Annotated in this window: 8 protein-coding genes; 3 read left to right on the forward strand and 5 right to left on the reverse strand. The window is 66.7% G+C overall.

Going from position 1 to position 13302, the window contains the following annotated elements; genetic code table 11:
• Positions 1 to 10 precede the first annotated feature (10 nt).
• Together IEX41_RS14430 and IEX41_RS14435 are read left to right on the forward strand one after the other, a co-directional pair.
• Positions 11 to 2101 (forward strand): NAD-dependent epimerase/dehydratase family protein, encoded by a 2091-nt coding sequence (locus IEX41_RS14430; protein ID WP_188790971.1) that lies wholly within the window; start codon positions 11 to 13, stop codon positions 2099 to 2101.
• 234 nt (positions 2102 to 2335) lie between these two features.
• Positions 2336 to 4033, forward strand: a complete 1698-nt coding sequence (locus tag IEX41_RS14435; RefSeq protein ID WP_188790972.1) for a CpsD/CapB family tyrosine-protein kinase — start codon at positions 2336 to 2338, stop codon at positions 4031 to 4033.
• Between the two features lie 21 nt (positions 4034 to 4054).
• On the opposite strand, the gene IEX41_RS14440 is transcribed toward IEX41_RS14435, so the two are convergent.
• The gene (locus tag IEX41_RS14440) at positions 4055 to 4465 is read right to left on the reverse strand and encodes a winged helix-turn-helix transcriptional regulator (protein WP_188790973.1); all 411 of its coding nucleotides are present in this window, start codon (positions 4463 to 4465) and stop codon (positions 4055 to 4057) included.
• Between the two features lie 103 nt (positions 4466 to 4568).
• Between IEX41_RS14440 and IEX41_RS14445 the strand changes: the two genes are divergently transcribed.
• Entirely contained in the window at positions 4569 to 5315 is a 747-nt protein-coding gene (locus tag IEX41_RS14445; RefSeq protein ID WP_188790974.1) for an SDR family oxidoreductase, read from the forward strand.
• Positions 5316 to 5427: 112 nt separating this feature from the next.
• On the opposite strand, the gene IEX41_RS14450 is transcribed toward IEX41_RS14445, so the two are convergent.
• The 4 genes from IEX41_RS14450 to IEX41_RS14465 form a co-directional block, all read right to left on the reverse strand.
• Positions 5428 to 6750 carry a GumC family protein gene (locus IEX41_RS14450; RefSeq protein WP_188790975.1) on the reverse strand — a complete coding sequence of 441 codons (1323 nt, stop codon included), beginning with the start codon at positions 6748 to 6750 and terminating at the stop codon, positions 5428 to 5430.
• Positions 6751 to 6932: 182 nt separating this feature from the next.
• On the reverse strand, positions 6933 to 7589 hold the full coding sequence (locus IEX41_RS14455; protein ID WP_188790976.1) for a 4'-phosphopantetheinyl transferase family protein: 657 nt from the start codon (positions 7587 to 7589) through the stop codon (positions 6933 to 6935).
• Between the two features lie 3 nt (positions 7590 to 7592).
• Complete coding sequence (locus IEX41_RS14460; protein ID WP_188790977.1) at positions 7593 to 12284, reverse strand: MupA/Atu3671 family FMN-dependent luciferase-like monooxygenase; 4692 nt, start codon at positions 12282 to 12284, stop codon at positions 7593 to 7595.
• Between the two features lie 7 nt (positions 12285 to 12291).
• Positions 12292 to 13302, reverse strand: coding sequence for a glycosyltransferase family 2 protein (locus IEX41_RS14465; RefSeq protein WP_188790978.1), 1011 nt, complete (start codon positions 13300 to 13302; stop codon positions 12292 to 12294).

The following is a 13302-nucleotide window of genomic DNA, read 5'->3' on the forward strand; positions in this document are numbered from 1 at the left end:
GAGGTTTCCCATGTCCGATACGCGCGTAGGCCTGATCGGGGCCGGTTACATCGCCACATGGCACGCGGATGCGCTGAAGGCGACGCCCGGGGTGCGGGTGGCCGCGATCTGTGACGTCTCGCAAACCGCGGCGCAGGGCATGGCCGACGCCTATGGCGCACAGCCCTTCACCTCCGTCGAGACGCTGATCGACAGCGGCACCTGCGACGCGGTGCATATCCTGACGCCCCCGCATCTGCACAAGCCGCTGGCAATCCAGTGCCTTGAGGCCGGGCTCCATGTACTGGTGGAAAAGCCCGTGGCCGAAAGCGCCGCAGACACAGCCGACATCCTTGCCGCCGCCGAAGCTTCGGGCAAACGCTTCCACGCGGGGCACAATTTCCTTGGGCTGCCGTCCTATGTGCGGATGAAGCAGATGATGCGGGACGGCGCGCTTGGCCGCGTCTCCGCCTGCGAGATTACCTATGCCCTGCCCCTCGGGCCGCTGCGGGCGGGGCCGTTCAACCTGTGGCTCCTGCGCGAGCCGAAGAACCTGCTGCTCGAGGTGGGGCCGCACCTCGTGGCCTTCGCCGTGGACCTCTTCGGCACGCCCGAGGTGAGTTTTGCCGAGGCCACCAAGCCGGTGATGCTGCCCGGAGACGACCCACGCCCGCAGGCCTTCCGCATTCTTGCCAAGGCAGGGGACGTGGACATCACCTTCACCGTGTCGCTGGTGGAAACGCAGGACGACCGGTCGGTGACCCTGCGCGGTTCGTCGGCGCGGGCGCGGCTGGATTTCGCCTCGGACGTCCTGATCGTCGAACGCGAAAACACCTCGGACCTCGTGGTGAACCCCCTTCGCAAGCAGCTCGACTTGTCGGCGCAGCACCTGAAGGCGGGGGTGAGGAACGCCTGGACGCAGGGCACATCCCTGAACCAGAAGGGGCCCTATGCGCTCAGCTTCCGGGGGATGGATGCGGCGATCTACGATCTTGGCAAACCGCAGGATCCTCGGTTCTCCGGGGCAAGCGCCGTCACCGTCATGCAGGTGATCGACGACGCACTGGCGCTGATGCCGCCCCAGGTGCTGGCGGTGAAGACCCCGGCGGTGAAGACGCGGGAGACGAAGCCCACCGCCATGGTGATCGGCGGCACCGGCTTTATCGGGCGGGCGCTGACCCGGCGGCTGGTGGCCGAGGGCCGGGACGTGCGCGTGCTGTCGCGCGGGCGCAGCGGGCCGTTCCCGGATCTGCCCGACGAGGTGGAAACCATTGGTATCAGCCTCCATGACAAGGACGCGCTGACCGAGGCGATGCAGGGCATTGACGTGGTCTTCAACCTTGCCAAGTCCATGGACAAGACATGGGCCGATGCGCTGGTGAATGACGTGGGCGTCTCCACCCGCATCGCCATGGCCTCCGAGGCGGCGGGGGTGAAGCGCCTCGTCTACACCGGCACCATCGCCAGCTACGACATGTCCGAACGGTCCGGGCAGATCACCGAGGATACACCCTTCGGCGATCTCGAGCAGCGCAACCTCTACGCCCGGTCCAAGGCCGAATGCGAGCGTCAGCTCATGAAGCTGTACAGCGAACGCGGCCTGCCGGTCACCATCGCCCGGCCCGGCATCGTGGTGGGCCATGGCGGCCCGCTTCAGCACTGGGGCATCGGGCGCTGGCATGGCGCGGGGGCGGTGCGCATCTGGGGGCCGGGGGACAACATCCTGCCCTTCGTGCTTGTTGATGACGTGGTCGACGGACTTGTCCGCATGGGCGACGCGCCCGAAGCAGTGGGCACCAGTTTCAACCTCGTGGGAGAGCCGATGATGACCGCCCGCGATTACTTTGACGCGATCAACGAGTCCCTCGGCGCGCGCATCCGTGTCACGTCGGGCAACCTCGTGGCGTTCTACCTGTCGGACGCAGTGAAATATGGCCTCAAGAAATACGCCCTGCGCAAGCGCGGCGTTGTACGCCCGTCGCTGGCCGACTGGAAGAGCCGCGCGCATTTCACCCCCTTCGTGAACGACAAGCCCAAGCGCCTGCTGGGCTGGCAGCCGGAATCCAACCGGGCGCGGTTCGTGCAGGAGGCGATCGGCAAGGCCAACCTGATGGGGTTTTGACCGGTCGTGGGATGTGGCGGGGTTGTAAACAATCCCCTAATACAAACCTTATTCCTGACAGATTCCTCTGCTTTACAAAGACCTGAGGTTAACGATCATATCCGGCTGTTATGTACGCCGGAAGTTGGGCAGACAGATGCTGATGAACGCATTACAATTCGCTCCGGGTGGCTCCTCCCGTCGACCGAAGATGGAACGGACGTCGTCTGACCTGCGGGGTACGGAGGCATGAACATGATTGAACGCCGCAAGTTCCGTCGCAGGAACCGCCCCTTGGACGAAGACACCCACGACCCTCAGAACGACGCCCCGATTCCGCCGCTGGAAACGCGCGAGGAGCGACTAGCCCGGCGCAACGCGGAAGCCGATGCAGAGGCGTCGCTCCCGGCGCAGCATGACGAGATCACCGCCGAAACCGAGCCGACCGCCGCGGCACAAGCCGCGGAGACGGACGCGTCCCCCAAGGCGGACACCGAAACAGAATCTGACCCTGCGGCGGAGCCCCAGACCGCCGAGCGCGACGCCCAGTATGCCGCCATCCGCGAGGCCGAGAAGGCACGCCGCACCGACCAGGCCCGCAAGGCGCTCGAAACACGCCGCGCCACCGCGGCCCGCGCCGCGCTGGAGGCACGACGCGCGCAAGAAGCCCTTCAGGCCAAACGTGATCGCCTGGCCGGAGAGGACCACGCCGCAAAGGAACAGCTTCTCACGCAGGAGGCCCAAGCCGCCGAGGAGCATCGCCTCGCGCAAGAGGCTCAAGCTGCCGAAGAACAGCGTCTCGCGCAGGAGGCCCAAGCCGCCGAAGAACAGCGTCTCGCGCAGGAGGCCCAAGCCGCCGAGGAACAGCGGCTCGCGCAAGAGGCTCAAGCCGCCGAAGAACAGCGTCTCGCGCAAGAGGCCCAAGCTGCCGAAGAACAGCGTCTCGCGCAAGAGGCTCAAGCCGCCGAAGAACAGCGTCTCGCGCAAGAGGCTCAAGCCGCCGAAGAACAGCGGCTTGCACGAAGGCTCCGCGAGACGGACGAGTCTCGCCGTGATGAAATGCCGTCTGTGCGGACAGCGCGCAGCACCGAGGCCAAGCTTCGCAAGATATTGACCACCGAGCCGCGAAACGAACAGCCGGCGTCCCAAGCTGCCGACGATCAGGACGAGCAGCAGCCCGGCGCGAAGCCATCTGCCTTCCCGCTCGTCTCAGTGGAGGATGAGATCCGACGCAACTGGGATTGCCTAGGTCGGTTCTCGGTCGACGCCGGCCACCTTGAACGCAACCGCATCGTGACCGCCGGGCGTGACGATCCGGCCCATGCCGCCTTCGACGTGCTGCGCACACGGCTGCTTCAGGCACTTTCGGAGCGGGGCTGGAAGCGGGTGGCCGTGACCTCTCCGTCACAAGGCTGCGGCAAGACCTTTACCGCTGCGAACCTTGCCATCAGCCTGTCCCGGCAACAGAACTGCCGGACGCTGCTGCTGGATTGCGACCTGCGCCGCCCGACTCTGCACAAGGTCATTGGCGTCGATGCGCCCGGATCCATGGGCGACGTGCTGCGCGGCCGGACCTTTCCGGAACAGCACCTGTTGCGGATGGGGGAAAACTCCATCCACGCGGGCGACAGCATCGCCTTCGGCTTCAACGGGGTCGCCGAACCCTATGCATCGGAGCTGCTGCAATCCCCCGAAGCCGCCGCCGCGCTGGACAGAATGGAAGACATGTTCAAGCCCGATGTGGTGCTGTTCGACCTGCCACCGGCGCTTTATTACGACGATGTCATCGCTTTCAAGGCCCGGTTCGACGGGGTGCTCCTGGTGCTCGGCGGCGGGCTCAGCACCCCAAAGGAAGTGCGCGAGGTCGAACGCCGCATGGGCGAAGACACTCCGCTGCTCGGCACCGTGCTGAACAAGGCCGAAGGCACGACGCTCAGCAAGTACACTTACTGAACCGTACCCATCGCGGCCCGATCAGACCTGCCCGGCCTCCTGCCGGGCGGTATAGTCCTGCCGCGCCCGGTCGATGGTTTCGAAATTGGCCTCGGCCCAGAGCCAGACCCCACAGAACGCCTTGCTGAGACCCAGACCAAGCTCGGTGAGCCGATATTCCACCTTGGGCGGCACCACCGGGTAGACCGTGCGCGTCACCAACCCGTCGCGCTCCATCGCGCGCAGGGTCTGGGTCAGCATCTTCTGGCTGATGCCGGTGCAGGCCTTTGCCAGCTCGCCAAAGCGGCAGCACTCCCGTTCGGTCAAAATCTCGATCAGCAGCATCGTCCACTTGTCAGCAACCCGGCCGATGATCTCTTCCACTAGCTGGTCTACTGCCGGATCCGTCCGGGGCAGATCCTGCAATTCGCGCCTCAGGCCGCTGTCGGTCATCTCCCATACTCTCTTTTCGGTAAGTATAAATCTTTCGGGTGCCTTCTTTCCCAAGGCTAGCACGGGGGACATGTTCCAGCCAGCACAAGCAAAGGACCGCACCATGACCTTCACCGACAAGACCATCCTCATCACCGGCGGCAATTCCGGCATCGGTCGCGCGCTGGCCGAGGCGCTGCAGGCGCAGGGCAACCGCATCATCATCACCGGCCGCAAGCAGGCCAGTCTTCAGGCCACGCTCGAGGCCAACCCCGGCATGGCCGGATTGGAACTGGACGTCACCGACGATGCCGCGCTGGCCGCGTTCCCCGATACGCTTCTGGAGGCGCATCCCGATCTGGACGCGGTGATCCTGAATGCCGGGATTATGGAGGCCGAAGACTACACCACCGACCCCGTCGATCTCGACAGTGCCGAACGGATCATCGCCACCAACTTCACGGCACCGATCCGCCTCACCGCCGCACTGCTACCGCATCTGCGCGGCCGCCCCGAGGCGGCGATCCTGACGGTGTCCTCGGGGCTGGCCTTTGTGCCCAAGGCCTCGACGCCGGTCTATTCCGCCACCAAGGCGGCGATCCACTCTTGGACCCAGTCCCTGCGCCACCAGCTGCGCGACACCTCGGTTGCGGTGCACGAGATCGCGCCGCCGCTGGTGGCCACCGAGCTGACGCCGGGCCAGTCTCAGGTGGCCGCCGCCATGCCGCTGGATGCCTTCATCAAAGAGGTCGTGGAGATCCTGTCCCGTGACGCCGTCCCGGACGAGGTACTGGTGTCACGCGTCGCCTTCCAGCGCAACGCCGAGGCCGAGGGACGACACGCCGAAGCCTTCGCCGCCATCAACGGCTGACCTCTGCCCCAATCCGGGCCCCGGCCAACGAACGCAAAGAGGCCCGGCCTGTCCTGGGCCGGGCCTCCTTTTTCGGTCGGACGGTGCGCTCAGCGCAGGCCGCCCGACACTCTCAGCGCAAGCTCCCCGGTGCGACCCGCTGGAACAGGCCACCAAGCGGAAGCGTATCGCCGATGACCCGCACGAGCCCCCAGACCGCGAGGAAGACAAGACCGAGGCTGACAAAGATGCCAAGCCCACGACGGCGGCGGTCCCGACGGGTGCGAATCTCGGGGATCGCGACCACCGGCTGCATCCCGAGGGCGCGCTCGAGCTGGGCAGCGCTTCGGATCACCGGGTTCGACAGCTCGGCGATGAAGGCGATGGCCAAGCCTGCGATCAGGCTGCCCACGGCACCGGCGGCCAGCAGCTTCTTGCGGCTTTTCGACGACGTCACTTCAGGCACCAGAGCGGTTTCGAGCACCTCGAAACGATCCATGGACTGGCGATCCTCAAGCATCTGCCCCATCTCGGCATCGGCCTTGCGGCGGGTGATGACGCCATACTGCTCCTGCAGCTGCGTCAACTGGCGCTCGAGGCCCGACAGTTCACGCTCGACCTCGGGGGCGCGACGGATGGTTTCCTCGATCTCGACGATGCGCTGGCCGACCAGCTCTTTCTGCTCGCGCAGGAGGGTGATCTGGCGCGACAGCACCTCGGCGCGCTGCCGCGAGGAATTGGCCTCCATGGCGACGATCTCGCGGTCCAGTTCCAGTTCGTTGTCCTGCAGCGTGGCCAGCTGGTCGCGCAGGCCGGTGACACCGGTGGGCAGGGCGTTGGCGTTCTGTTGCTTGTAGTCGGCGATGCGGGCCGCCATGCCATCGATATCCGCCGCAACGCGGGCTTCTTCGGCATCGAAGAAGCTCAGCGTTTCGCGGGCACGGGTGACTGACCGGTTACGGGATTGATCGATCACGGTGTACATCAGTTCGTTGGCGACATCCGCGGCCTTCTGCGCATCGTCCAGCGTGACCGTGATCAGTAGACCCGACGGCACTTCCTGCGTGGTGACATAGCTTTGCGGATTGGCACGGATCTGTTCGATACGAGCGGATTCGCGCATCCGGAAGACACGTTCGTTCAGCGTCATGTCCGGGTCGGAGGTGAAGAGATCATGCTTGTCCATGATCTCGACAAGGTTGTCGCGAGACATCAGGCGTTGCTCGATCAGGCGCACGCGGCGGGCGGCATCCTGGTTCAGGGCGGTGGTGCCAGCCATGGTCTCGGGAACCCGGCTTTCCTCGATCTGCACAACCGCGGTCGCTTCGTAGAGTTTCCCCTGGCTCGCGGCGAACCACAGTGAAATGGCGCAGCCAAGAACGAAGATGCCAAGGATCAGGACGGCACGACGACGCAGCGCGGAGAGCACTTCGCCAAAAGACTGGAACTGGTTCATCATACTGCTCCCGCAACGTGTAGCCCCCACCTTGCGTCGAAGACTGCCCACACGAGCGCCGCCTTCCTGACACAATCTAGCCAAGCTGCCCCAAAGTTGCCACGAATTATGCCTCATTTGACGGAAACAGTCCGTTCTCGATTACGGGATCACGGTCACATTTTCGCCATTACTCCAAGAGCTTAGCGCACCAAGCAGGCAGAAACCTGAATATCTTCAATGACTTGCTGAGCCATCGGGAATTCAGCGTCAATTCCGGGCCCGACGTCCGTGGTCATCCGCATCAGAGATTGGGGCAGGAATGAGGCCATAGCATCGAATCCAAAGACGCATTTGGTCCGGGGAAATTGGGCTTTGTAGGCCGCTTCCTTCGCGCCGAAGATACGCGTGGCCGCCCTGGCGCGGGGCAGATCAAGGCGGGAGAGCTCTTCTTCCGAAGCGATTTCGGGAATCGCGTCGGAGGGCAGATCGGTGTCCGGCTCGAGGTCGATGCCGATGGCCTGCCAGTCACGCGCATGCCCCACCACCGCAAGACAGAGCCCGCCGCCATGGCTGATGCTGCCAACAACGCCGTCGGGCCAGCGCGGTGAGCGGTCGGGATTCATGGGGATCGGCGCACCGGGGAGGCCGATCGCGGCCATGGCGCGGCGGGCGGCTATCCGGCCACCGGCGAACTCGGCCAGCCGTGCGGGCACCGCCCGACGCAGGGCGGCGCGCTCTTGCGGGAAGAGCGCCCCGGGGTCGTTGGTGGGCAGAGCAACGGCAAAGCCAAGGCCCGCGAAAATGCCCGTGTCGACCAGCGCCCGTTCGAAGCGGCTGGCCCTGTGCTCGGTCGCCATGGCTCAGGCGCTGCGCCTGGCCCGCATTTCGCGGCGGCGGGCCATGGCCTCCTGACGGGCGCGGGCCCGGTCGTTGGCGGGCGCCTCTGCCGGAGCCGGGCGCGGTGCGGGGGCCTTCTGCGGCGGCGTCGTCGTGGCGACAGAGGGCGTGGGCGCGGACACCGGGTTCGGCAGTTTCGCGGGAGCAGCCGGCCCGGATTGCAGCGCCGCAACGCGCGCGGTCAGGTCCTCGAGCACCGGGAAGCGGAAGATGTCGGTGATCGACAGCGCCTTGGCCCCCAGCTCATCGCGGATCGCCCGATGCGCCTGCACCGCCAGCAGCGAATGGCCGCCAAGATCGAAGAAGCTGTCTCGCCCCTCGATGTCAGCCACGCCAAGCACCGACGCCCAGACCTGGGCGATGCGCATCTGAAGTGCGCCCACGTCCTCGGCCGCGCCTGTCTCATCCCGCGCGGGCTGTGCCGCCAGAGGCATCGCGCGCGCCTGCCCCGAAGTGGCGGGCGTCGCTGGCGGCCACGCGACCCTTGCGGATGTGGCGGCCTTGGCCACGGGTTTGGGCAGCGCCTTGCGATCCACCTTCTTGTTCGGGGTCAGCGGGAAGCTGTCCAGACGCATTACTTGCCCCGGCACCATGAAACGCGGCAGATCTGCCGCCATGCCGGCCCGCAGCGCCGCCTCGTCGAGGTCGTTTTCAGCGGTGTAGTAGCCCACCAGCCGGATGTCGCCCGGCGTGTCTTCGCGGGCGGCAACGACCGCTTGCGTGATGCCGGGCTGGGCCTCCATGACGGCCTCGATCTCGCCCAGTTCGATGCGGAAGCCACGCAGCTTCACCTGATGATCGACGCGGCCTATGAAGTCGATCCGCCCGTCCATGCGACGCCGTACCAGATCGCCGGTGCGGTACATCCGGCCTGTGTGGAACGGGTTCGGCACGAAGCGCTCAGTCGTCAGCTCTTCGCGGCCCCAGTAGCCGCGGGTCACGCCCTCGCCGCCGATCCAGAGCTCGCCGGGCATGCCGACGCCCACCGGCTGCAGGTCATCGTCCAGAACGTAAAGCTGCTGGTTCGCGAGCGGCTTGCCGATGTTCACCACGCCATCCCCGGCCTGTGCCACCTCGGTCGAGGACCAGATGGTGGTCTCGGTGGGGCCGTACATGTTGGTCACGCTCGCATCGGTGATCCGGCTGAATTCCTGCACCAGAGCGCCGGGCAGAGGCTCACCGCCAAGGAACAGGTGCCGCACCTTCGACAGGGCAAACCGCGCCTCGTCGTTCATGGCGATCATGCGGGCCATGGACGGGGTGCATTGCAGATGCGTGACGCCATGCCGGATGATCTGCGCCGCGATCGAGAAATCGCCCGCATCCAGCTCCGGCGCGGTGTTGGCGGCCTTGACCACCTGCGCCAGCGGCTTCAGCCCCTCCATCACCTGCGCGCGGGGGATGCCGTAGTCGATGAGGCAGGCAATCTCGCCCACGCCGATGCGCTTGAGCTCTTCCGTCCGCTCCAGCGCGTCCTCGATGGTGCCGAAAAGGCCGCTGTCGTTGAAATAGCGCTCGAAGGCGAAGTCGAGGATCGCATCAAGATCCTCGGGCGTGACGCTTTCGAGGTCGAGCTCGAAGGGGTTGTTCACCCCCTCGGGCCGCTTGAAGGCCGGGAAGGCCCAGGCGTATTGCTTGATCAGCCCCGCAGCTGAGCGCAGGTAGTCCTTCATCGGCTCGCGGGCGATCTCGCGCGCCTCGTCGCGGGTGGCGGCAAGGCAGGTGTGCAGCATTAGCGACACGGTGAAATCCGCCGGATCATGCCCGGCCTCGCGCAGCGCTTCGTGGTAGATGCGGATCTTGCCGGCCACCTCATCGATACTCTGGCCCAGCAGGTGAGTGAGAACGTTGCAGCCTAGCCGCCCCGCCTCTTTCCAGGTTTCGGGGTTGCCCGCGGTGGTCACCCAGATCGGCAGCTCGGAGGACACCGGGCGCGGCTGTGTCACCACCTCGTGCAGCGTGCCGTCCTTGCGCGGGAAGGCCACCGCCTCGCCGCGCCACAGGCGGCGGACCTCGTCAATGGAGCGGGTCAGCGCCGCCTTGTTCTCGGGCGGGGTGTTTTCCGGGCGCAGGACGAAATCGTCCGGCTGCCAGCCACTGGCCATCGCAAGCCCGGTGCGCCCGTTGGTGAGGTTGTCGATCACCGCCCATTCCTCGGCGATGCGGGCGGAATGGTGCAGCGGCGCCACCACGGACCCGGCGCGCACGCCGATGTTGCGAGTCACGGCAGCCACGGCGGCGCCGGTCACCGAAGGGTTCGGATAGGGACCGCCAAAGGCGTGGAAGTGCCGCTCCGGCGTCCAGACCGCGCAGAACCCGTTGCGGTCGGCGAACTGCGCCCCTTCCAGCAGCAGGGCGTATTTGTCCCGGCCCGCGCCGTCGTCATTGCCCCAGTAGTAGATGGAAAACTCCATGCCGTGATCCGACAGCGGCATCGGCCCCGCCGATATGAGCGTGCGGTCCTCGTCCGAGGTCAGCACCACCTTGAAGCCGCGCGCCGTGGTGTAGAACAGCTCGAGCACCGAGATGTCGAAGGACAGGGACGTCACCGCCAGCCACGTTCCCGCCGGATCGTGGGGCACGTTGTCGTCCATCCCGAGGTAGAAATTCACCACGTTGCGGTGTTCGATCATCACCCCCTTGGGGGTGCCGGTCGAGCCGCTGGTGTAGATGACATAGGCCAGATCCTCGGGGCCCGAGGTGGGGCCAACCGGCGTCCACGGCGCCTGCGACAGGCGCGGGTCGCCGTCGAGGACAAGGATCTGCGCGTCATGGTCCGGCAGGTCCGGGACAAGGCCGGACTGGGTGACGATCACCGGGGTCCTGCTGTCGGCGATGTAGTGGCGCAGGCGGTCCGCGGGATAGCTCGGGTCCAGCGGCAGGTAGGCCCCGCCCGCCTTGAGGATGCCGAGCGCCGCGACCATGAGGTCCACCGACCGGCGGGTAAAGAGGCCCACCACGGTGCCCGCCCCAACGCCCATGCCGCGCAGCACATGCGCCGCCTGATTGGCGCGGGCATCAAGCTGGGCATAGCTGAGCGACTGATCCTCGAAGACCAGCGCGATGGCGTCGGGAGTCTTGGCCACCTGCGCCTCGAAGGCGGCCTGCATGGTGAGGCTGCGGTCATGATCGCGCGCGGTGTCGTTCCAGTGGCTCAGAACCATGTCACGCTCTGCCTGCGGCAGCATCGCCTCCGGCGCGGTGGCAAGCAGCTCCAACCGGGCGGCAAGCAGCCCGCCCTGCGCCTGCGGCATCCGCCCGGTGTCAGTGTGCAGGGATGCGCCGGTGCCGGTCAGCTCTACCGTCACCGCGGTGCCGGGGATGTGGCCCGCACCGACGCTCAGGCCGATATGCGGCACGGTGGGCGCACCGGCAAGCGCGGGGTCACGGGCGGGAAGGTCTGTGGCAAAGCCCGCACGGCTCTGCACGGCGTTGAGGTCGAGCCCATCAGGCGTGACCCGCAGTGGCATCCATGGCGAGATGACGCCGGTTGCAGCGCTTTCAGCCAGCGCGGCATCCGCATAGGCGATGTCCGCAGCCTCCTGCCCGTCCACAGCGCCCGCAAGCCGCAGCGCCCATGCTGCCACGAGCGCCTCGGGGGCGGCGGGTAGGGTCAGTGCGTGGGTGACGATCTCGCCCCCCGGTTTGCCAAGGCCCTGAACCTCGGCCGGGGCCAGATCCGCCAGCCGCCTGCGCCAGAATGTTTCATGTGGAGCGGCGGCGCGAATGGCAGCGTCGATCTGCGCCCGCTCTGCCTCGGGGATCAGATCCAGCGTCTCGCCGGGGCGCGCCACCTGCGAGACCAGCGCCAGATCGCCGCAGACATGGGTGAAATGCGCCAGCCGGATCGCGCCGCTGCCGCAGGCCACGGTGAGGTGATCGTCCGTCGCCTCGAGGATCTCGCCCGGAGCGCCCTGCCCCTCCACCACCTTGGCCTCGTGCACCAGCCAGAGTGTGCCGTGGCTGCGCAGCTTGGGCGCGGAGAGCGGGTTGGCATAGCCGCCATGATCCAGCGCGCGGACCATGCGGGCCAGATCACCGGCAGGCTTGGTGAAATCCAGCAGGCCATGCCCCGAGGGCCGGTCCGCCAGCGCGTGGTAGCTGCGGAAGCTCAGGTCTTGCGGCACCCGGCGCAGGCCCGACTCCAGCTGCTCCATCAGGTCGCCAAAGCTGTCGATGGCGGCGGCATAGGCCTTGGTGTTGAGGGTCAGCGCCGTGTCCGCGCCGGTTATGTCGAAGCCGCGCGACACGAGGATGTCGCCCTCGTCCACGCCACCCTCGATCATGTGCCAGGTGATGCCGTGGCGGGTTTCCCCGGCCAACAGCGCCCAGACCGGAGCGTTGAGCCCCGCGTGGCGCGGTAGCGGCCCGTCGTGGAAGTTGATCGCGCCCTTGCCGGGCATCTGCAGCACCGCAGCGGGGATGATGTCGAGGTTGGCGATGGACAGCAGCCAGTCGAACTTGAGGCCCGACAGGCGCTCCGCCAGCCCCTTGCCCGGAGCGATCACGAGAAGGCCGTAGCCTTCGGCCCATGTGGCGATGCCCTCGTTGCGGGTGACGACCGCACGAATGGGATGCCCCGCCGCGATCAGCTTTTCACCGCATTGCACGAGCAGGGATTCGTTACCGATCAGAACACTGGAAAACTGGGCCATGTCGCCTTTACCTCACCTGAACCTCGGCGGCGGGGCGGCTTGCCCCTTCCGCATCGCGCCTGCCCGGCAGAGGCCGGAAGAACGCCTTGAAATCGTGCCAGAGCAAGTCCCGCAGGAAATGGTCCGGGTCCGCCTTGGGCTTTCGCTGAACCACCCGGCGCAGGCGCCACAGTGCCCCGCCCGCAGCATGGGCCAGCGTCGCCAGCATTGCCGTGCCGCGCCCGTGGGATTTGCAGTAGTAATACCACCGGCTGTCGAGCCAGAAGCCCGGCACCCTGTCCCAGCGCTTCATTCCCGTGGACACCGAGCCGATATGTGCCACCCGGCTTTGCGGGATGTAATGCGTCTCGTACCCCGCCCGCGCGGCGCGCAGGCAGAGGTCGGTTTCCTCGAAATAAAGGAAAAACGTCTCGTCAAAGAGGCCGATTTCGTCCAGCACCCCCTGCCGCATCATCAGCGACGCCCCCGCCAGCCAATCGACCCGCTGCGCACTTGCCGGCATGTCGAGCCAGACCCGATGCCGCGCCAGCAGCCGCGAGAGCGGGCCGAAGCGCGCCGATTGCTCAAGCTCGGAGGCGGGCGACGGGAAGCGGAAGGCGGTGTGGTGGGGCGTGCCGTCCTCGCCGTGGATGTAGCTGCCCGCAAACCCGGCTTCGGGGTGGGTTTGGAGGTACTCCAGCAGCATCCGCAGCGCATCCGGCGCGGGGAAGGCATCGGAGTTCAGAAGGTAGACGTAATCGGGGACGGTCCCGTCCGACATCGCCGCGCGGATGCCGGTGTTGTTGCCCGCGCCATAGCCGCCGTTGTGGCCCGACTGGATCAGCCGGATGGGGGCGCCCTGCGCCCATGGCTCGGAAAGCGCGGCCTGCATCGCCTCGAAGGACCCGTCGCCGCTGTCGTTGTCGACGATGACCAGCTCGGCATCGAGCCCCTCCATCGCCGCAAGCGCCGCGCGGACGGAGCGCAGCGTCATCTCCGCCGTCCGGTAGTTCAGCGATACGACCAGAAGCTTCGCCAT

The sequence above is a fragment of the Salipiger pallidus genome (assembly GCF_014643635.1).
Classification (GTDB): domain Bacteria; phylum Pseudomonadota; class Alphaproteobacteria; order Rhodobacterales; family Rhodobacteraceae; genus Salipiger; species Salipiger pallidus.